At 41.2% G+C, this 21,969-nt stretch carries 13 protein-coding genes; 10 read left to right on the forward strand and 3 right to left on the reverse strand.

Annotated elements, in window-relative coordinates; all coding sequences use genetic code 11:
• Nucleotides 1-95: 95 nt before the first annotated feature.
• The 4 genes from AAA970_RS24625 to AAA970_RS24640 all read left to right on the forward strand — a co-directional run bounded on the left by AAA970_RS24625 (nucleotide 96) and on the right by AAA970_RS24640 (nucleotide 4,689).
• Entirely contained in the window at nucleotides 96-1,229 is a 1,134-nt protein-coding gene (locus AAA970_RS24625) for an alginate lyase family protein (protein ID WP_338239562.1), read from the forward strand.
• 129 nt (nucleotides 1,230-1,358) lie between these two features.
• Nucleotides 1,359-2,399, forward strand: coding sequence for an alpha-amylase family glycosyl hydrolase (locus tag AAA970_RS24630; protein WP_338239563.1), 1,041 nt, complete (start codon nucleotides 1,359-1,361; stop codon nucleotides 2,397-2,399).
• A gap of 30 nt (nucleotides 2,400-2,429) precedes the next feature.
• Nucleotides 2,430-3,014, forward strand: a complete 585-nt coding sequence (locus AAA970_RS24635; RefSeq protein ID WP_479531372.1) for an alpha-amylase family glycosyl hydrolase — start codon at nucleotides 2,430-2,432, stop codon at nucleotides 3,012-3,014.
• Between the two features lie 151 nt (nucleotides 3,015-3,165).
• Nucleotides 3,166-4,689: an IS5 family transposase gene (locus AAA970_RS24640; protein ID WP_338236349.1), complete on the forward strand. Its 1,524-nt coding sequence runs from the start codon at nucleotides 3,166-3,168 to the stop codon at nucleotides 4,687-4,689.
• A 240-nt stretch (nucleotides 4,690-4,929) separates the two neighbouring features.
• Here the strand turns inward: AAA970_RS24640 and AAA970_RS24645 are convergent, their stop codons facing one another.
• From AAA970_RS24645 to AAA970_RS24655, 3 genes are read right to left on the reverse strand one after another with little or no spacing between them, the layout of a single operon-like run.
• Nucleotides 4,930-5,934, reverse strand: coding sequence for a carbohydrate kinase family protein (locus AAA970_RS24645; protein WP_338239565.1), 1,005 nt, complete (start codon nucleotides 5,932-5,934; stop codon nucleotides 4,930-4,932).
• 1 nt (nucleotide 5,935) lies between these two features.
• The gene (locus AAA970_RS24650) at nucleotides 5,936-6,502 is read right to left on the reverse strand and encodes a D-lyxose/D-mannose family sugar isomerase (protein ID WP_338239566.1); all 567 of its coding nucleotides are present in this window, start codon (nucleotides 6,500-6,502) and stop codon (nucleotides 5,936-5,938) included.
• Nucleotides 6,503-6,506: 4 nt separating this feature from the next.
• Nucleotides 6,507-7,367 carry a ketose 1,6-bisphosphate aldolase gene (locus AAA970_RS24655; RefSeq protein ID WP_338239567.1) on the reverse strand — a complete coding sequence of 287 codons (861 nt, stop codon included), beginning with the start codon at nucleotides 7,365-7,367 and terminating at the stop codon, nucleotides 6,507-6,509.
• A 145-nt stretch (nucleotides 7,368-7,512) separates the two neighbouring features.
• Here AAA970_RS24655 and AAA970_RS24660 point away from each other — a divergent pair, with 145 nt between their 5' ends.
• From AAA970_RS24660 to AAA970_RS24685, 6 genes are all read left to right on the forward strand, one after another.
• Nucleotides 7,513-8,217 carry a GntR family transcriptional regulator gene (locus tag AAA970_RS24660; RefSeq protein ID WP_338239568.1) on the forward strand — a complete coding sequence of 235 codons (705 nt, stop codon included), beginning with the start codon at nucleotides 7,513-7,515 and terminating at the stop codon, nucleotides 8,215-8,217.
• Nucleotides 8,218-9,166: 949 nt separating this feature from the next.
• Complete coding sequence (locus AAA970_RS24665) at nucleotides 9,167-13,717, forward strand: Ig-like domain-containing protein (protein ID WP_338239569.1); 4,551 nt, start codon at nucleotides 9,167-9,169, stop codon at nucleotides 13,715-13,717.
• 322 nt (nucleotides 13,718-14,039) lie between these two features.
• The gene (locus tag AAA970_RS24670; protein ID WP_338239570.1) at nucleotides 14,040-15,809 is read left to right on the forward strand and encodes a heparinase II/III domain-containing protein; all 1,770 of its coding nucleotides are present in this window, start codon (nucleotides 14,040-14,042) and stop codon (nucleotides 15,807-15,809) included.
• Between the two features lie 13 nt (nucleotides 15,810-15,822).
• The gene (locus tag AAA970_RS24675) at nucleotides 15,823-18,489 is read left to right on the forward strand and encodes a glycoside hydrolase family 2 TIM barrel-domain containing protein (RefSeq protein WP_338239571.1); all 2,667 of its coding nucleotides are present in this window, start codon (nucleotides 15,823-15,825) and stop codon (nucleotides 18,487-18,489) included.
• 446 nt (nucleotides 18,490-18,935) lie between these two features.
• Nucleotides 18,936-20,459: an IS5 family transposase gene (locus tag AAA970_RS24680; RefSeq protein WP_338236349.1), complete on the forward strand. Its 1,524-nt coding sequence runs from the start codon at nucleotides 18,936-18,938 to the stop codon at nucleotides 20,457-20,459.
• A 198-nt stretch (nucleotides 20,460-20,657) separates the two neighbouring features.
• On the forward strand, nucleotides 20,658-21,969 hold a 1,312-nt coding region (locus AAA970_RS24685), incomplete at its 3' end, for a GH39 family glycosyl hydrolase (RefSeq protein ID WP_338239572.1).

Raw genomic sequence — 21,969 nt, forward strand, 5'->3', positions numbered from 1 at the left:
TAAAGCGATATTGGGAGTGTAGCAACCTTATGGTTGAAAAATAATACCCAACCCAATTCAAAATTTCGGTGGCTGTGGAGGATAGATTTTTAAACATGCTCAAAATAATAGAGACGATGCAAACCATGATTAAGACCCTTTTTTTATGCTTTTTATTCTGTGGATCCCTGACAGGCTTTTCCGCCAAGCTGAATTTGAAAACCAGCATTCCGCTCACAGAACAGGATTGTAAACAGATTCAAGAATTGCTCAAAAATGATCCTGAAGCTCGCGTTTTTTTTGACACCATAATTGAAAAAGCCAATACTCACCTCAAGGAAGAACCTGTTCCCCTTGCAGTTATCAATTATGAAGGATTGGTCAGTAGCAATCCCGACCGTATTCAGTCGATTAAGCAACTCAAGCAGATGGAAAGTATTCAACAGCTGACCTATGCCTATGCGGGTACGGGCAAATCTAAATACGCCAAAAAAGCGCTTCAATTATCCTTGGCCTGGATGCAAACTTATGTACCGAATGGCAACCCCATCAATGAAAATAAACTGACGCCCATGCTGACGGCACTTCCGCTTCTGATGGATTTTGCGAGCCGAAGTGAACAGCAGCTGATCCAAAAATGGTTGGTCGAACTTTCTGATACCTGTATCAAGGCAGGATATGATGGGGAGCGAGGGAATTGGCGAAGTAAAAGAATTAAAATCATCGCCCTCAGCAGTCAGTTACTTGAAGATCAAAAATATGAGCAATTTGTAGCTAAAGGCGTAGAGGATTACATCAACCGTAATTTTTTTGGCGACAGCACCACCATCGACCTGCGCCATCGCGATGCATTGAGTTATCACTGCGGAGGACTCAAACCGATCCTTTCGACGCTTTTAGCAATGGGTGAAAACGGCAAGGGCTATTATCCATGGGAAAATCAGAACCAGGGTTCTATTCAAAAATCAGTGGAATTGCTCATTCCTTATATGAAGAAAGAGAAAGTCTACCCGCAGTGGAGAAATTCCGAGGTAGCTTTTGATCGGGAACGCTGGGAATCGGGTGATGACTTTTACCGTCCAGGGCGACCATGGGATCCCGAAGGTGGATTGGAAGTGATGAAACTGGCGCAATTTTTTGATTATCAACTTAACCAATATGTGAAGATGTATATCAAGGAGAAAAAGCAATATGAAAGCATCGAATCGCTTATCATCAAAGCCAGAAGTATGGCCAAGGGTCGATCTTAGGTGGAAGCTTAATCATTAGATGTGGATAATTAAATGTGGAGAACTGAATGCAATATTTTTGTATGTAAGTTTACCTAAAACAATAATTTATTTTTTGTTTTATAGGAATAATTAAACGCATTTTTGGTTATGAGAACTTTAATATCCTTATTTTTTTTGTTGGTGATATCTGCCCCGGTTTTATTGGGGCAACCTTATCATTATCCATCATGGCTTTCTCAGGCGGTATTTTATCAGATATACCCTCAGACGTTCAAAGATACCGACGGCGATGGTATTGGTGATCTGCAGGGGATCATCTCCAAACTCGATTATCTGGATTCCCTTGGTGTGAATGCCGTATGGATCAGCCCTTTTTATGAATCGCCTTTTTGTGATGCGGGTTATGATGTGGCGGATTATTACAAAGTAGCCGAACGGTATGGCACCAATGAAGATGCTGAAATGTTATTTATTGAAGCCCATAAACGGGGGATCAAAATCATTCTCGATTTTGTGGTCGGCCACACCAGTGAAGAAAGCCCGTGGTTCAAAGCGTCATCACAAAACGATCCTAAATATAAAAATTGGTTCATCTGGACCGAAGATAACTGGAACATCCCCAAGGAGTATGCGGGTAAATTCATCATCGGCTATGGACCGCGGGAAGGAGCGTTTATGACCAATTATTTTTATTGTCAGCCCAAGCTGAATTATGGCTTCCCCGAGGATCAAATCAAATATGACTGGCAGTTGCCGCTGGATCATCCTGACGTGATGGCTTTGAAAAATGAGATGAAAAACGTCTTGAAGTTTTGGCTGAAAGCTGGCGCAGACGGATTCCGTGTGGACATGGCGGGCAGTGCAGGTGCGGATTTTTGGAAAGATGTACGCTCCACTTTTGATCGGGAATATCCTGAAGCATTGTTGATATCCGAATGGGGAGAACCTGCAATGGCGGTGGAGTCTGGTTTTCATGCCGACTTTATGCACTGGTTCAAGGGCTACGATGATTTGTTTCATAAAAAGTGGTTTCATAAAGATGACCCTACCCAACACAGTTTTTTTGAGGCAGCAGGTAAAGGAAATATCACCGAGTTTTTACGTTCATTTGAAAGCCAATATGAACGAACAAAAGGCAAAGGATTTATCAGTATTCCCGTGGATAATCATGACATGGTCCGGGTATGAAATTATGGACGAGATGAGAAGGACCTGGAGATTATCTATGCCTTTCAATTTACCTTCCCCAACATTCCATTTGTCTATTATGGTGACGAGATTGGCATGTTTCAGCAAGCCCTTGATGATGAATTGGCTGTTGAAGGTTCCTTCGGCACCCGCTCCGGAAATCGTACCCCAATGCAATGGGACCAGGGTGAAAATTGGGGATTTTCCACCGCTTCTGCAGATCAATTGTATTTGCCGATGCCAACAGACAAAACGCAGCCATCAGTGGCAGCCCAACAAAAGCACAAGGAAAGCTTGTTTTACAGGGTAAAAGCGCTGATTGAATTAAGGAAATCGGAGCCCGCCCTTGGTATTGAAGCGGACTACGATATTCTTTACGCCAAAAAAGACCAGTACCCGTTGATTTTTACCCGTAAGTTGGATAAGGAAGAAATCCTAGTGGTACTGAATCCCTCTGCTGAAAAACAAAAGGTGAGTATCGGTATTGAAGCCTCAAGCCGTCCAAAAAGTCTGATGGGTGGAGGCGTAAAGCTAAAAGCCCAAAAGGGACAAACCGTTGTGGAGTGTGAGGGCAGGTGTTACCAGATTTTTAAGTTAAGGAATGTAGGGATTTAATTAGGGTCTGCTGAAATAGCTCGAATTATCTAAAAACGACTGAAGATCAGCTCATTAAATCACATTAAATCTCTTTTAGTGCAAGGGGAAATTTTGTAAATTGTCCTTTAAATAGCCCCAGGGCTCCTTTCCTACTTTTTTAGCTTGCACTATGATTAAGCATTCCCCTGATCAACTTGAGATTTCTGATTTTATGGACCCGTATTTGGGTGGCCTTAATCCCAATAATAGATGGATTATTATGGCCAAAGAAATTCCTTGGAGTCAATTAAAAAGGATCTATGAACGGAACATGTCCTTCGACAAAGGAGCTAGACCTAAACCAGCGCGTTTAGTGATTGGAGCCTTGATTATCAAACACAAATATAAGTTGTCTGATAGAGAAACAATTGAACAAATCAAAGAAAGTCCATATCTACAATACTTTGTTGGATTGCATAAATTTCAACATGATCAGGTATTCGATTCTTCATTATTTCCGACAATTAGAAAGCGTTTGACCATAAAAGACTTTAATGATTTAAGTCACTTACTCCAGAGTCATGACGTTAGTATTGATGAGCAAAGCGAACTTCGTGATGAAAAAAATGTAGAAAGTGATACAAAATATAAGAAGCCTGAAATTGAAAACTCGATTTCAGTTGATGCTACTGTAGCGGTGCAAGAAATTCCTTATCCGACCGACCTGGCTTTGATCAATAAGGCTCGCATTGAATCAGAAAAAATCATCGATATATTATGGGAATTTGTTAAAACAGATGCTAAGAAACCTAGAAGCTATCGACAAAAAGCCCAAAAAGAATTTCTAGCGTTGACAAGAAAAAAGAAGAAAGGCGCCGATTTTTGGAGGGCTGCAAATCGAAAACAACTACAGTATCTTCATCGAAATATAGGGCATATTCATCGTCTATTAGACCAAATTAAGGTAGGTATTCCTTTGAATAAGCGTTTTTTGAAGCTATTGTATGTTATTCAAGAAGTGTATCGCCAACAAATGGAAATGATTGAAGAGAAGAAAAATACGGTTGGTTTCCGTATTGTAAACTTATATCAACCACATATTCGCCCCATCATAAGAGGGAAGTCTGGAGCGAATGTTGAATTTGGAGCTAAAATATCAATATCTATTGACCAAGGCTATTCTTATATTGACCATCATGATTTTGAAGCATACTATGAAGGGGAAGAGGAGATTATCAAAAAGCATATTGAAGCACATAAACTACGGCACCCTCACACTAAGCTAAATGGAATTGTTGGAGACAAAATTTATGGAAATCGAAATGCTAGAGAAGTTTATGATCAAAATGATATAACTTTCGTCGGCTCACCTCTTGGAGCTCCTCCTAAAGATCCTGAAAAAATTAAAGAGCGGGAAGAGAATAAGGTTATCCATCAAAAATTGAGGAGTCATGTAGAAGGAAAATTTGGACAAACTAAAAGAGGGTATGGATTGAATAATATTAAGGCACGAAGATCAGACACCACAAATTCTTGGATTGGTGCCATCTTCTTTATTGCTAACCTTGAAAGATTCATGAAAGGAATCTTTTTTGACCTTTTTTTCATTATTTATGAATATGATTTATGGGCATTAGTAACATCAATAATCGAAGCTGGAATTGGTCAACCAAATTTCAAGAAAAATAAAGAGACCTTTTTAAGCAGACCCTAATTAAGGTTATTTTATGTAGAGACATTCGGGAGAACGTCTAACGGAATGCTGAATTTTGATAGAATGCATTTGAACGGCACAAATAATTGTGTCAGTCGTTCTGCCGAACGTCTCTACATACATACAAATTCACATTCAACGTAATGGCATCATACACTTCATAAGACAATAAAGAAAAGCCGATACGATGGGATCTACCCAATGTATCGGCTTTTTTATTTCAGTAGAATGCAATCTCAATTACCAATTAAGATAACCGTACTTTTCACCCAAAGCCAATGCTTCATTTGCTTTCAAGACACTGTCCGAGCAGGTCGGTTCGCTCAAAGATGAGGCGGCAGTACCAACACCAAGCTGCAGACATTTTTCAATTGAAAACCCTTCATGCAATCCATAAAGCACCCCAGCTGCAAAAGCATCGCCCGCACCCGAAGCTCCTTTGATCAGTTCTTTTGGATATTGAATTCTTCCCTGTACAAAACGTTCTCCCGACTTTGTCAAAGCAACCGCACCATCGGAGGCATGTAAAAACACGATCTCTTTCACCCCCGCATCAAGTAAAGCTTGCGATGCCGCAAACATCGATTCCAAATCCGTGGGATCGGCATTGACGCCCGTAATCTTGCTCGCTTCATATTCATTCACAAACAAGTAGTCCACAAAAGGAAGGGATGGTATGACCACCTGCTGAAAGCGGTCAGAATTTTCACTGACAATATCTACCGCCGTTTTAATTCCTTTTTGCTGAACAGCCTGGAGGATTTTGGAGGCGCCCGTTTTTCCGTCCACATCGATCTGATCCAATTTATCCAACAGCAACAAATACCCCAAATGGAAGATTTTGCAGTCGAGTAGATCCACGGGAAAATGATCCTGATCCAATACCGCATTCGCCCCACGGTAATGGAAGAAGGTCCGGCGACCAGTCGCTTTCGAAGTCATTACATCAGTGAAAGAGGTGCCTACCTCAGGAACGGTTTTCAAATATTGGCTGTCAATAGCATGTCGGGCACAGTCCTCTATGATAAACTGCCCGGCATCGTCATTGCCAATGGTGCCAATCCCTTGCAAAGGGAACTCAGCACCCAACTGATAAAGATCTTTCAGGATATTGTAAGGCGATCCACCATTGGCTGCGGTTTCATTTAAAATATTGGCCAGACCATCCTGCGGCGGGAAATCGTCAATAACTTTCGTTTTGTCAACGATCCAGTTCCCTGCAGCCGTGATTCCACTTTTTTCCATATCAATGATCGCTTAGCAGTGAAACCAACGGTTGCTCATCTTCCTCGATCTCCGAATATCGACCGATGTCAGCATTAATGAAAAAGTTGTCGTTCACATCATCATTTGCCGTCGATACCTCACCGATTATACATTCGGAAGTGGTAGGCCAGAATTTATGGTATAAACCAGGAGTCAACGTTACCCTTTCTCCCGCCTTCAATTCAACAATATCACCTGACTTGATTTTCTGATATTCACCCGTGATTTTGACATCAATCTCATCAGTGTTTTTACCTGGAACTCCTTTCCAGATCTCGATCGCCATGGCGCCAGTCCGAACAATAATGTCCTCTTTTTTTTGGGCATGGCAGTGCATGGGCGTTACCTGGTTTTGCTGCGCATACATCAGCTTTTCACAATATTCCTCTTCCTCCGCCAAATTCACCAACACCAATCCGCAATCCTGAAAATCTCCCAAACCAAAATCGGTAACATCCCATTGGGCATTATGCGGCAACACCCAACCATTGGATTCAAAAAATGTCGTAGCCCTTTTAATTGCCTGATTGATTGTCGAACGTTTCATAAAATTATGCTTTATTGGTTGACATAAAAATATCCATTTGCTCACCGACTACCTTCGTGATACCCGCTTTAATTTCATTCAGCATCAATGGATAGTCATTGTATTTTCTTCCTGTCTTTTGCAAAGTGGAAGCCGTCGTTTCAAGTGCCACTTGGGACATGCCTGTAAAGAAATTGATTTTGCTGATACCCATGCTAATCGCTCTTTGGAAATCTTCCTTACCGATGCCTGACCCACCATGAAGTACCAAAGGGATCTTGACCAACTCACGGATTTGTCCTAATCTCGCAAAGTCCAAGTCCGGTTCTCCTTTGTATTTTCCGTGTACATTTCCAATGCCCACCGCCAATGCGTCAATCCCGGTTTGTTCCACATATTGCGCCGCAAAATCAGGATTGGTAAACAAATCTGGATTGGCTTCACCAACAAGTCCTCCGCCTTCTTCTCCTCCAATTGCCCCGAGTTCTCCCTCTACGGATACACCAACGGCATGGCAAATTTCTACTACCTTACGGGTCTGTTTGATATTTTCTTCAAAGCTCAAATGGCTGCCATCAAACATCACGGAAGTAAATCCATTTCGTACAGCCCGCATAATGGCCTCAAAAGTTAAACCATGATCCAAGTTGAGCGCAAAAGGAATCTTTGATTTTTCACATATCGCCTTAATCGCTGGTACGATATGTTCGATCGTAACAAAGGGAAAATGAATTTCTGCAATATTCAAGATGACAGGCGATTGCTTTTCTTCCGCAGCATCTACAATCGCTTCTAAAAAATCTAAATTTACCACATTAAATGCGCCCACCCCATATTGCTTTTGATAAGCATCCTGGACTATTTCGCGCAAACTTACTAAAGCCATAGCTGATAATATTTAAAAAATGATGATGGAATAAATATAGAAAGGCTAACTTGTATACACAAGTTGGTTTTGTATTTTTCTCTAAAATTTTAAACTTTGGAGGAGCACCATTGCCCAAGAGTGGCAAGGATTTGAGCCTAACCCTATGAAAAAACCCATTTATAAAACCCTGTATCTCAAATTTAAACAACTAATTGAGGCGGGAAACTATTCCGCTGGCGATTTACTACCCTCTGAAAATCAGCTATGTCTGGATTTTAATACGACTAGAGCTACTGTTCGTAAGGCGATGACTGAGCTCGAACACGAGGGACTGATTAAGAAACAACATGGTAAGGGAAGTATTGTACAGGTGGTAAAAAAAGGGATCGGTATCCTTTCCTTGGAGGGAACAAGTTCAAATTTTGCACCGGAAGAAATGTACACCAAAATTATTCATGCGCCAGTTCAGCAGCAATGGCCATTAGATTTCTGGTATCCCTTAAGCGAACAGGAACAAAAGGCCGGATGTATCACATTCGAACGAATTAGGGAAATAAAAGGGAAGCCGCTGTTATTGGAAGTGACTTATCTTCCCAACCTTTATCTAGGGGGTTTTATGGAGATCAATCTGGAAAATAAATCTTTGTTTCAGATTTTGCTTCACCAATTCAATATTAAACCGATGAGTGGGGACCAAAAAATTCGGGCTATCACTGCGGATCAGGCACTTGCTGATAAGCTAAAAATCGAGAAAGATTTCCCTACTCTACATTTGGAGCGAAAAATTGAAACTAATAAAATCGGATTTAATATTTATTCTTCAATCCACTGTTTAACCGTTGATTATTTTCTGCAGGGGAGGTTTTAGCACCCTTGATATGATCCCTTTCAAAGCAATAAATGATTAAATGTCTTCCAGTGAAAGTGATTTATTCACCTTATAAACTTGACGGAGGTTTATATTTGTTTGTAAATAAAATGGCAATGCTTTAGAAGCATTACCTGTTGGTGGATAAAATAATCTAACTATTTTATTCGGCCTAGTTATGTGTTTGCAATTATATATAGTCGATTATCTTTTGGGGGAAAGTGATCGATTTAATTTGAGTAAGATTTTTGATATTTTCATGACTTACCATTAGACATTACTTATTAAGGTGATGTCTTTTTTTATGTGGTTTCATTCATTTTTATAATATAAGTATTTATTTACTTAATTATTATTATCAAGATTTATTACCTACGACTTTAGGACCTCAAATTCAACGCATTATGATTCATCTTGCTCATTTTTTAAGTTGAAATTCGCCTGAGCTTGCTTCCTGTTCATTCATCTGCTTGATTGAGAAAAAAGGAAATAGGAAAAATTTGCTCATTTTTTTATTACAGCTATGAGCAAGTTTAAAGCACACTATCCGGCTGCAAATTCGAATTATTGGCAGCGATTTTGGATAAATTCTCAATAATAGTGATGCTATTCTCTCATAATAATCGGTTACCGCTTCTGCAGTACTTCAAATTTTCGCTTTTTAAACCCGCTTTAAGCGAGGATTTAAGTATGAATAATCCGGCTTATTGGAGCGTTTTTCCTTTAATGTATTAGGTTGGTGGCCTTTGTGATGAGTGATCAATTTTTATTAAAAAAGCGAATCATTGTCTATTTATTTACTTTATTCTGTAAAAAGTCCACAGAATTCATCCATGCTTCTCGCATGTTTGTAAGGAACATTTTTTAATTAATTAGTATTGCGATGAGAAATTGTAGGTTTACAGTTTTTGCTATTCTATTTTTTTTAATAGGGACTTTTAGTAAGTCAATGGCGCAAAAAGTGAAGTACATCACGCCTGTTACCCAGAACATATTGATGGTACATCTAAGTGAGGGGGAGGTGCTCTATGAGCGAGAAACTAAGAATGATTTCGCCCTTAATAAAACGGCATTAAACATTGAGCTTGCCGACGATGCCACCTCCTATACCATTAACAGCGCTGATGATGGTAATTTTAACAATTTACAGCCTATTGAAGTGGGACGTAAATCCAAGGCCGATCATTTCACCTATAAAGGAATGCAATGGGCAGGTGGCGCCTTTGACCCACGAACAGAACCTTGGATCACAGAACACTGGGTTTATTTGAAGTTTGATCAGGCATTTGAAGAAGGAAAAACCTATACCCTGAACCTTTCGGCGCTCGGAACCATCGATGCTCCCGAGCAAACATTCACTTTCAACACCCATCAATTGCGTTCCGAATCGGTACACGTAAACACCCTTGGTTACCGACCTGACGAGCAAAAATTTGCTTATATCTATCATTGGGCAGGTACCCTGGGCGGAATCGATTTGACTTATTATGACGGGAAGAAATTTGAGGTAGTGAATACACATGACGGTTCTGTTGCCTATGAAGGAACCTTGAGTTTCAGAAAAAGCAAAGACAATCACGAAACAGCTCAGAAACAAGACACACCAAACCAAAACTTTTTAGGGGCGGATGTTTATGATGCTGACTTTTCAGGTCTGAGCGCCCCAGGTGAGTACGTCGTTTCGGTCGAAGGGATGGGTTGTTCATTCCCTTTCAAAATTGGGGACGACCCGATATTGGCCGCTTATCGTACAACAATGCGTGCGCTGTATCATCAGCGTTCAGGTATCCGAATTGAAGAAGCATACGACATCAACGGAGATGGTATCAAAACACCTTATGTTCGCCCAGTTACCCAAAACCCAATGGTTCAGGGAGAAGGAGGAATCAGTTTCAAAGATAAAATCCTTTATTCCAAAGTTCCTTTTGCAAAATGGACAAGTCAGGATGGTGGGGATGCCCGTGATGAAGTTATCGCCAAAGCCAAGGGCAATGTGCTGAATGTCGCTGGATGGTATCATGACGCAGGTGACTGGGATGGTTATTATTCCCATCAGCGCATACCGATGTTGTTGATGGCCACTTATGAATACTTGCCACAGATGTTTGGCGATGATGAAATGGATTTGCCCGAAAGCGGCAATGGTATTCCTGACATTGTGGATGAGGCTTCCTGGTTGATTAAATTCAACTATCGCTTAAGAAAAGAAACTATGGCCAAAGGCTACTCTGATGGTGGAGTAGGTGGTGCGCGTGTAGCTCCTGACCCTTTTACGCACCGAGAAGGTGCGGGTAACCCCGAAGATGAAGGAAAGCCTTCATGGCAAGATGAACGTTTTTATGCCGTTACGGAAGCGGATGCTTTCATGACCTATATGTATGCGGGTGAAGCAGCACAGCTGGCGATGATTCTGAAAAAATTGGGTCGCGATCCACAGAAATTCCCAATCGAAATGTTGGATAATGTGGACTTTGACCAAATGAGCCGTGATGAAGTGGATTTGATCAAAGAAGCAGAAGAAAGCTGGGACTGGGCACATGCAGCAAAAAATCAGCCTGAAGGAAAAAATAAGGAATTGTCAGATTTATATACCTACCGCACCTATGCAGCGGTCAACCTTTATCGATTGACTGGCAAAGCCAAATATCATGCTGAAGCCATCGAAGGATTGAACCGCATGAAAGGCGCAACGATTTTGGCCGAAGACCAACGCTGGGCGGTATATTCCTATTTGTTGGCTGACAATTATAATGTCGATGAGCAATTGAAAACCGCTTTGGAAGGAACGATGAGGTCAACCGCCAACAACCTTGGGGCGGTATCTGCGGAACGTCGTGCTTGTCGTTGGGGTGGATTATTCGATTTCCCAATGTTGGTTGGGCAAGGAACAACTCCATGGGTATTTGAAAATATCGTTGCCTATGGATATACAGGAGACAAATCCTATTTGGATGTTGTGGACAATACCACCAGTTATTTCCTCGGAACAAACCCAAATCACACCACTTGGATGACAGGCGTGGGACCACGGCCGATGACCAAGGCATTCAACCTGGATGGTCGCATAATTACCGATAACTGGGGCGTTTATCCTGGTTGGATTCCTTACGGACCATGGACTTATATGGATAAGGACAGAGCAGGAGTGGATGGACAAAAATGGACGATGCCCGACGGTATTGAGCGTCAGGGTGGACAAGGACCATGGTCTTCGCACTGGTTTAATTTCTCTTTGACACCAATCGTTGATCACTGGCCTGGACACGAGCGCAAGGTGAATAACGTGTTTACTCCATTAAGTTCGGAGAATACACTTCACCAAAATACAGTCTATGCCGCGATAGCTTATGGCGTAGCCAATGGTCGCCAGTTTAGCAATGCAACCGCCGCTCAGAAAGTAGGAAACATCACCCTAACGAATACCGATCACACTTTTGAATATTTCAATGAGACCGCTGTTATCGGCGTAGAAATTGACAATAAAAAAGCAACGATCGCAGCGCTGAAATGGGAAAGTTCAAACCCTGAAGTAATGGCAGTAGATCAATTTGGTCGCCTTGCAGCAGTCGGAAATGGTACCGCAACAATTACCTGTAAGACTTTGGATGGCTCGGTATCTACTACTTTTGACGTCGAAAACACCAATCTGAAGGAACGTCCTGTATCAAGTATCCGCATTGATTTTGATGAAGATCAATTGGAAGTTTTGGAAGGCGCCCGACGCAAGTTTTATGTGGAAATTTTACCTGAAGACGCAACAGATAAAACATGGCACTGGGAGTCGGAAGATGAAACCATTGTAGGCGTTGATGGCGAATTTATTGTTGCTTTGAAAGCAGGGACAACAACGGTGCATGCCGTTTCAAACAACAACGATGAAGCCACAGCCGCATTATCGGTAAAGGTTAATGCCGCTGCCTACACGGTAGTGGCGGATTTTGACGAATACATTCCCGTTTTTAATGAAGGGCCACAAAATGAAGCCGTAGAGATCTTCACCACCAATGCGGCAGTGGATATAGAAGCAGAAAACCCCCTGAAAGAGGGTTTGAATACATCAGACAAAGTCTTGAAGGTTACCAAAGCCGATGGTGAGTGGAAGTTATTTGGGTTTTCATCACCTAATTACGAGCCATTTTCAATGTGTGAACACAACGAACTGACCTTCCTGTATTATGGAGAGCATTTAACAGATGTACTTTATTCCATGGAAACCTTTTCAGGCAATAAAATTGAAGAAAGAATTACGGTCGAACCTGCTACCACATGGACAAGGGTAAGCCTGCCTGTCCCTGCTAATGGATTGATGAAGTCCTTTGTGATCTTCACCAATCCCGAAGATGCAGCTGGAGGTTATGACATGTATTTTGATGATTTTAAATTCAGACAGGATCCCAATGCAGTGTGTGAAGAGGAAAATGACACCCGCGTGGTACTTGATTTTGAAAACATCAAGCTCGACTGGGTAAGTGGGTATGGCTCTTTTGGATGGAATGATCCACAGGATACACTTGACAACGGTAAACCGAATTTCAACTATAACATCATTGACAACGATTCTTCTGAAGCTAACCCATCCAAAAAAGTATTTGAATTCAACCGTACAGGGAATAACGCTGGAGCAGGTTTCGGTATTCAGGTAAAAAATGCATATGATTTGGGAAGGGCAGCCAAAGTAACCATGAAGGTCAAAACGACTGAATATATGGAGCGTTGTCTGTTGAAAATTGTGGAATATGGCAAAGTAGACGGGGAGGAAGAGGAGAAGGAATTGCGCAGTTTGGAAGGAACAATCGATACACCGAATGTCAGACCAAACGAATGGATCACCATTGAATTTCCGATTGCCGATATGACTTTTGCTGGCGACGACAGCAAGTCTTTGACAAAGGTGAAGCAATTCATCATCATGCCCGATGTTGGCAACACTTCACGGATGGACATCTTGGTGGATGATATCGCTTTTGCGGGAGTAAAAGCGGAATCTATTTCCATCGAGGGAGAGAAAAACATCGAATTGACGCTCGGTGACAGCACGGCACTTTTCGCAAGGGTGCTGCCCGTAGTAGTGGAAGATCCAACCGCAGTATGGACAAGTTCAGACGAAGAAGTGGCAGTGATTGATGAAAATGGTATGCTTAAAGCCATCGGTTTGGGCACGGCACAAATCATTGCCACAGCCAATATGGACAAGCAATTGACAGATACATTGACGATAACGGTGGTGGAGCCTGAACCCGAAGTCCCAACGGATGTAGATGGAAAGTATTCAGTTTCAATTTATCCAAATCCAACCAATGGCAGCCTGACGATCAAAACGCAGAAAGCCTTCACAGGCCTCCGAGTAAATAGCATCAGTGGGCAATTGGTATTGAACCAAACAATGAATGGACATGTACAAAAGCAAATTGACCTATCGGCGATGCCATCGGGAATATATTTATTGACGATCATTCATTCCGATGGATCCTCTCAGGTTCATCGATTCGTGAAACAATAATTTAATACGTTAAGCATAAAAAGTTCGGAGACCCAACATTTTTGTTGGGTCTTTTTTTTGTGTTCGGGAAAGGATAAAAACTACAAATTGGTTGGCTGTTACAGGCCAAGATTACCTTGATTTATAGGTTTGCCACGACTATTTGTTTTCTATTTGTGAGTATCGACTGTAAAAGTTTCAGCAAAGAAAATCTTTGGAAATCTGTGTAATCGGTGGACAAAACAAATAACTCGCCACCTATTACAATTGTCCTCCTTTTAGGTAGGTTCATGCACAAAATACCATCGAAAATGTAAGACCTTGCCTCAAACATTTTTTAGCCATGAAGTTGAAGTATTTTTTATTCGTTTTAATATTTAGCCTAACGGTTCGATCAGTTCATGCTCAGCATTTATTCTTCACCCAAGACAGGATTGATAAAATCGAAAAACTCGTCGAACAGGATGAACTCTATCAGCAGTTTCATCAACATTTGATCCATACCGCAGATCAATTGTGTACCCTACCTGTACCCGAAAAAAAGATGGCGGGCCGACGGTTGCTCAATACCTGTAGCACCTTCGAAAAATACATTTTTCACCTCAGCTATGCCTATCAATTTACCCATCAGCAAAAATATGCTGATAAGATCGCCGAGTTGTTGGATGAGGCACTAAGTTATGATAGCTGGAACCCCAAACATTACCTCGATGTGGCAGAAATGGCATTGGGGGTGAGTATCGGGATCAATACCTTAAAAGAACATCCAAAGCACAAAACTTGGGTGGATCAGCTATATCGCTTGGCCATTGTTCCCTCGATGGAGGAGCGCCCCTATGTCAAGGGCACCAACAATTGGAATGCCGTATGTCATGCGGGCATTACCTCATCCGCTTTGGTATGTCAAAAACAATATCCAAAAGAAGCTTCTTTTTTGATTCATCGTGCCGAAAAGGAAATCAAAAATGGTCTTCAGAGCTATGACATCAGTGGCAACTTCCCCGAAGGGGCAAGCTACTGGATCTACGGCACCTCCTTTAATCTTATCCTTTACGATTTACTCAAGGTCAATAACTTAGATTATTCTACTTTTGAACAATACGCTGGATTTTGGAAAAGTGGGGATTACTATCGCTGGTCCATCGGAAGCAATAATGCCTATTACAATTATTTCGACTGCAAAGGACCCATACGACTGTCTCCCGCCATGGCGATGCTCTCTCAAATCAATGGCAGGCCCGACTTCCTGACCGCCGAAAGAGCCGTAATGAAAACATTCATGGAGAACTACGGTGAGCAACAGGTCAAATCATCCAAAGATCGACTTGCTCCTTTGTTTTTGCTGTGGTTGGTGGGCAACAGCTCCTCGGCAGAAGTGGGTAATGACCAAACTTATTTTGTGGGTGGGGGAGAAAACCCCGTGATCTTTTGGCATCATCAGCAAGATGGTAAAGCGGTCTTTTTGGGAGTCAAAGGAGGAAAGGGAAACCTCAGCCATGGGCACCTCGATGCGGGAAGTTTTATTTATGAGAAAGACGGCATCCGTTGGTTTGAAGACCTCGGACGGGAGAATTACACCCACATCGAAAGCTTTGGGAAATATGTTTGGACTTATGACAGCAAAGCTCCCCGATGGGAATTTTTCCGCCATCACAACCTTGGTCATAATACTGTTTCTATTGATCAAAAGGCCTTCAATCCCGATGGTTTTGTTGCCCTCGATGTCAATCAAATCAGCAACGAAATGGTTGAGGTAAGCGCTGATCTTTCCCCACTTTATACGCAGGAACAGGCAGTCAAAAGGAACTGGTTTTGTGATGGTGAAAAGCTGAAAATGACCGATCAGTTTTCATCATCTTTAGGCAAGGAATTGAATTGGAGATTCTTCACAAAAGTCAAAGTAGTCGTTGCGAAAAATGGTAAAAAAGCCACCCTTCAACGCGATGGAAAATCCCTGACCATAAAATTAAAAGGCGTAAAAGACGCTCGATTTAATACAGTAGTGATGAACCCCCACTTCACCGAAATGGATAGCCCGAACAAGGAAATCAGTATGTTGAGCATAGACTTGAATGCCAAAGAAGCGGGCGCACTAACTTTTATCATTGAATAATTTTTGGAGATTGATGAGAACTTTATTTTTAAATATTTTATTGACCCTTGCCTTGGCGGTATCAGCCTTTGCACAACAAGAAAAAGTCAATTTCAATGCCGATTGGCTATTCCATAAGGGCAGTCTGAAAGATGCTCCTTTGAAGCATGACTTCGACGACAGTAAATGGGAAAAAGTACACCTACCACATACATACAATGATCAGGACATCATTGATGATCCGATAGGATATTATCGAGGCGAAGCATGGTATCGCAAAAAGTTTGAGGTACCAACGGATTGGCGCCATAAAAAAGTAAGTCTAAACTTTGAAGGCGTAGCCATTAAATGTGAAATTTATGTTAATGATCATTATGTTGGCGAACATCTGGGCGGTTATACTTCCTTCTACAAAGACATCGAAGGGCTATTGAATTTTGGGGAAGAAAATCAATTGGCTATCAAAACGGATAATTCGGAAAACCTGCAATTCACCGCTCCGCCCGTTGGAGGGGACTTCAGCATGTTCGGTGGCATTCACCGAAATGTCTTCTTGGTCACCAAAAACAAGCTCTATTTTGATCATAACTTTTATGGCGCATCGGGGGTCTTTTTTCAGAACACAGGACTGAAAAACAACAAAGCGCAATTCAAGATCAGTACCCACTACCGTCAGGAATTACCCTTTGATCGTCAGGTGCTTTTCCGTCATCAGATATTAGACAAAAATCAGAAAGTCATTTGGAAAACCTCAGTTGACAAACTTACTCATTCAGGTGATATTTCCCATTGGGAAATCGACAGCAAGGCGAATAATATTCAGACATGGTCCGTTGAAAAACCCAATTTGTACACCCTTAAAAGTCAGATCATCGACGCTAAAGACAATAAGGTGATTGATGAGATTGAACAGAAAATCGGTTTTAGAACTGTAAGCATCAGTCAGCAAAAAGGCGTGCTTTTGAATGATGAGCCGATCAAACTGCAAGGGGTGGCAAGGCATCAGCAATACCATCATCAGGGAAGCGCCTTGACCGATGATCAACATCAAAAGGATATGCTCATTGCCAAGGATTTGGGCTCGAATTTCGTCCGTATTTCCCACTATCCGCATTCGCCCGAGATTTACAAAGCCTGTGATTCACTCGGCATGGTGAGTTGGAGCGAGATACCTTGTGTGAACTGGGTGCCATTCGGTCAGCCCTTCTTGGACAACAGCCGAACGATGATGCGCGAGATGATTTATCAAAACTATAACCATCCATCAGTCATTATTTGGGGTTATCATAACGAGATCTGGCAAGCACACGAAGAGGCGGTTTTGCATGCCAAAGCCATGGAACAAATTTCGAAACAAACGGATCCATCCCGTTTAACGGCCATGGCTTTTCAGGGTACTTTTTTGAAGAATTATAAAGGGAAATTGGGCGAAGAAATATTCAACGTTTCCGACATCAATGGTTTCAATGTCTATCAGGGTTGGTATCAGGATACTTACAAAACCATTGACGCCTATATGGACAGCCTGAAAAGCTACTCTCCGAACAAGTGCATCATGCTATCAGAATTTGGGGCGGGCGCCGATCCCCGCATTTGGAGCGCAAAACCGAGCATTCATGATTTCAGCAATCGCTATCAGGTGGATTTTCTGAAACCCTACCTTGCCACCCACCAAGAAAGCCCGTGGATGGTCGGATATAGCATCTGGATTTTGAATGATTTTGAACGCGACAGCCGTAAGGATGCCGTTCCGAATGTGAACAACAAAGGCTTAATCTCAACGGATCGTCAGCCCAAAGATGCCTATTATTTCGTGCAGGCAAACTGGTCGAAAAAGCCGATGGTTTATATCGAAGGTGCGCCGATGGACACCGTGGTGGCTGTTACCGAGGGGAATACTTTTACAGTAAAATTACATGTTTACGGTAATGGCGACAAAGTAAAATTACGCCACAATAAAGAATCCATTTCAGAGCTCGTACTGAAGCAAAGGGAAGTTGAATTTGACATTGATCTACAAAAAGGATGGAATAAAATTGAGGCAATTGATGTACAAAACAACTGCGGATACGAAAGAAAAATCTTCCTGAAAACGGTCAAAAGCAATACGCAGGGAATCGAAATACCAACGGAGGGACTGGCGATTAATATCGGACAAACTGACCGATATTTCAAAGGCAACGAACGATGGTTACCTGCATCGGCATTTGCTGATGATCATAACTTTGAAATATTAGGTGGAGAGATTTATCATCAAGCTTACAAAGGTAATCCCGCCCTTCGCGTACGTGAAGGAATCTTCGATAACATCTTCAACAGTGATGATGATCCGATGTATCAGACTTTCCGTTGGGGAGTGGAAGCACTAAATATGAAGCTCAAAACTGGCAAATATAAATTGACTTTCTATTGGGCATATCCATTCAAAGATCAGAAAAATCGACCACTTTCTCAGGCCGAAATTGCCTGGGGAGAGCAAGACGGAAAGGTCGCTACATCGGAAGATATTTTCAATCTCCGCATCAATGGAAGTCTTGAAATATCGAAGTTAAATATCAAAAAAGAAGCAGGTGTCTTGAAGGCTTTGGAGAAAGAGGTGATTTGTCAGACCGATAAAAATGGATACATCGGGATTCAGTTTGAAGCCGTCCACGGACAAGCATTTTTGAACGGAATCAAGATTACGCCTATGGGAAAATAGGCTTTAACCGAGAACTAACCCGAATTATTCACCGCTAGATTTAGTGACTCGCCTTAATTAACCTATTATCAACTCATTATTCTCGAGCCAGCTGATTTTTTATAGCCCAAATTTGGGCAAGCTTGCTTTCTCCTCATTCATCTGCTTCGTTGGAAAAAACTCGAAATAGGAAACTATTCCTTCTTTTTTCCCGCCTTGCAGCTAAAGGAGGATTAAAGCATGAATAATCCGGGCTAATATTTAGCCATCACCCTATGAGATTTTCCAATTGCCTTAGGAGAATACCCGAGGGTAATTAGGGTCTGCTGAAATAGCTCGAATTATCTAAAAACGACTGAAGATCAGCTCATTAAATCACATTAAATCTCTTTTAGTGCAAGGGGAAATTTTGTAAATTGTCCTTTAAATAGCCCCAGGGCTCCTTTCCTACTTTTTTAGCTTGCACTATGATTAAGCATTCCCCTGATCAACTTGAGATTTCTGATTTTATGGACCCGTATTTGGGTGGCCTTAATCCCAATAATAGATGGATTATTATGGCCAAAGAAATTCCTTGGAGTCAATTAAAAAGGATCTATGAACGGAACATGTCCTTCGACAAAGGAGCTAGACCTAAACCAGCGCGTTTAGTGATTGGAGCCTTGATTATCAAACACAAATATAAGTTGTCTGATAGAGAAACAATTGAACAAATCAAAGAAAGTCCATATCTACAATACTTTGTTGGATTGCATAAATTTCAACATGATCAGGTATTCGATTCTTCATTATTTCCGACAATTAGAAAGCGTTTGACCATAAAAGACTTTAATGATTTAAGTCACTTACTCCAGAGTCATGACGTTAGTATTGATGAGCAAAGCGAACTTCGTGATGAAAAAAATGTAGAAAGTGATACAAAATATAAGAAGCCTGAAATTGAAAACTCGATTTCAGTTGATGCTACTGTAGCGGTGCAAGAAATTCCTTATCCGACCGACCTGGCTTTGATCAATAAGGCTCGCATTGAATCAGAAAAAATCATCGATATATTATGGGAATTTGTTAAAACAGATGCTAAGAAACCTAGAAGCTATCGACAAAAAGCCCAAAAAGAATTTCTAGCGTTGACAAGAAAAAAGAAGAAAGGCGCCGATTTTTGGAGGGCTGCAAATCGAAAACAACTACAGTATCTTCATCGAAATATAGGGCATATTCATCGTCTATTAGACCAAATTAAGGTAGGTATTCCTTTGAATAAGCGTTTTTTGAAGCTATTGTATGTTATTCAAGAAGTGTATCGCCAACAAATGGAAATGATTGAAGAGAAGAAAAATACGGTTGGTTTCCGTATTGTAAACTTATATCAACCACATATTCGCCCCATCATAAGAGGGAAGTCTGGAGCGAATGTTGAATTTGGAGCTAAAATATCAATATCTATTGACCAAGGCTATTCTTATATTGACCATCATGATTTTGAAGCATACTATGAAGGGGAAGAGGAGATTATCAAAAAGCATATTGAAGCACATAAACTACGGCACCCTCACACTAAGCTAAATGGAATTGTTGGAGACAAAATTTATGGAAATCGAAATGCTAGAGAAGTTTATGATCAAAATGATATAACTTTCGTCGGCTCACCTCTTGGAGCTCCTCCTAAAGATCCTGAAAAAATTAAAGAGCGGGAAGAGAATAAGGTTATCCATCAAAAATTGAGGAGTCATGTAGAAGGAAAATTTGGACAAACTAAAAGAGGGTATGGATTGAATAATATTAAGGCACGAAGATCAGACACCACAAATTCTTGGATTGGTGCCATCTTCTTTATTGCTAACCTTGAAAGATTCATGAAAGGAATCTTTTTTGACCTTTTTTTCATTATTTATGAATATGATTTATGGGCATTAGTAACATCAATAATCGAAGCTGGAATTGGTCAACCAAATTTCAAGAAAAATAAAGAGACCTTTTTAAGCAGACCCTAATTAGCCATTTCAAATTTTCTTTCAGTAATCAAAATGTAAATCCTTAAACCTCAGTAATTTTCATTTGTTGCTCTATTTTTACTAATGAGTGAGTGATTATTCATGCAATTAGTAAGAGTTTATATCCACCCTTTTATAGTTGAAATATTCTTTGTTTGTCTATCAATAGTTTTGAGAATTAATTGTATATTTTATACGATGAAGAACACCTATTTTTTAATTTTTTTGATTTGCTTTTCCTGCAGCAATCTTCAGCTAAAGCAGGAGCAGGTGGACATAAATATTGACCTTTCAGAAGAGTTGGGAGCAAACCACCAATTCTGGAAAGCTTTGGGCTATGATTTTCTATTCAAAATCGTCAATGAGCCCGAAGGTCATTACTTCTTGGACAGGGCTCAACAAAAGCATTCTGTAAAATATTACCGAGCACATTATACCTTTTCCAATACCTCGATGGTCGATGAACGCGCAGGTGGAAAAGTGGGTGGGCAAGTCGTTCGTACCGACAAAAACGGCAAACGATATTACGACTTTTCCATTGTCAATCAAACCTTCCGCGAGTATGTCAAAAGAGGAATGAAGCCAATCGTCGAGTGTGATTTTTATCCTGATGGTTTTGCCTCCGAAGGGCAGCGCAAGATGAATGACGAAGAGTTTGAGGCGATGGTCGGTGCTCCCGCAGATTGGAATGCGTGGGAAGATTTACTGAACGCCTTCATGAAAAATTTGGTCGATGAGTTCGGCAAAGAGGAAATAAAATCTTGGTATTTTGAGGTGTGGAATGAGCCTGATGGTTGGAAAGGACAAGACCTGAAAGACTTTTTCAGAATGTATGATTTGTTCGCTTACACAGTCAAAAAATACGATAACGATTTTAAAGTGGGTGGCCCTGCCTGTTACCACTTATCATTCCTCGAGCAATTCATTGAGCATGTGGTTCATGGCAAAAACTATATCACCAAAAAGACGGGCTCTCCTGTCGATTTCCTTTCCTATCACATCTATGCATTGTCGGGTTATTGGCTCAAGCCTGCACCCGATATCTACCCACAGGTTTCCAAATTTTCAGCCGATATGCTTTGGTTGCAACGATTGAGGTATCAATACCCTTCGCTAAAAGGGGTGGAGGTTCATCTGAATGAGTGGGGCTTATCTTCGCATGGCGATAGTAAATTCGTTGATGAATATCCTCAGTTGGAATACAGAAATTCAGAGGTTTCGGCTTTGTTCATGGTGAAATTGGTCGATTGTCTATTTGCGATTGAAGATAATCACGGTTTAAAAACAAGCCTGTTGGGATATTGGGGAAGTTGGTTCAATGCCAAAACGGGACCGATCTTCCGTGGTTCACGAGACCTGATGACACGCGGAAATGTACCTAAACCCATTCTGTCGGCCTATGAATTACTTGCTCAATTAAAGCAAACACGTGTAAAGGTAAAGAACCTAAAAGCGGGTAACCTTTACGGCTGTATGGCTACAAAAGATAAAAGCGGGGTGGCATTGATGG

This window comes from Persicobacter diffluens (genome assembly GCF_036244895.1).
In the GTDB taxonomy this organism is placed as follows: domain Bacteria; phylum Bacteroidota; class Bacteroidia; order Cytophagales; family Cyclobacteriaceae; genus Persicobacter; species Persicobacter diffluens.

Excerpts from the sequence above, each read along its gene's own strand:
- AAA970_RS24655 (WP_338239567.1), bottom strand. The coding sequence starts at position 7,367 with ATGGCTTTAGTAAGTTTGCGCGAAATAGTCCAGGATGCTTATCAAAAG.
- AAA970_RS24630 (WP_338239563.1), top strand. The coding sequence starts at position 1,359 with ATGAGAACTTTAATATCCTTATTTTTTTTGTTGGTGATATCTGCCCCG.
- AAA970_RS24660 (WP_338239568.1), top strand. The coding sequence starts at position 7,513 with ATGAAAAAACCCATTTATAAAACCCTGTATCTCAAATTTAAACAACTA.
- AAA970_RS24625 (WP_338239562.1), top strand. The coding sequence starts at position 96 with ATGCTCAAAATAATAGAGACGATGCAAACCATGATTAAGACCCTTTTT.
- AAA970_RS24645 (WP_338239565.1), bottom strand. The coding sequence starts at position 5,934 with ATGGAAAAAAGTGGAATCACGGCTGCAGGGAACTGGATCGTTGACAAA.
- AAA970_RS24665 (WP_338239569.1), top strand. The coding sequence starts at position 9,167 with ATGGCGCAAAAAGTGAAGTACATCACGCCTGTTACCCAGAACATATTG.
- AAA970_RS24640 (WP_338236349.1), top strand. The coding sequence starts at position 3,166 with ATGATTAAGCATTCCCCTGATCAACTTGAGATTTCTGATTTTATGGAC.
- AAA970_RS24670 (WP_338239570.1), top strand. The coding sequence starts at position 14,040 with ATGAAGTTGAAGTATTTTTTATTCGTTTTAATATTTAGCCTAACGGTT.
- AAA970_RS24680 (WP_338236349.1), top strand. The coding sequence starts at position 18,936 with ATGATTAAGCATTCCCCTGATCAACTTGAGATTTCTGATTTTATGGAC.
- AAA970_RS24675 (WP_338239571.1), top strand. The coding sequence starts at position 15,823 with ATGAGAACTTTATTTTTAAATATTTTATTGACCCTTGCCTTGGCGGTA.
- AAA970_RS24650 (WP_338239566.1), bottom strand. The coding sequence starts at position 6,502 with ATGAAACGTTCGACAATCAATCAGGCAATTAAAAGGGCTACGACATTT.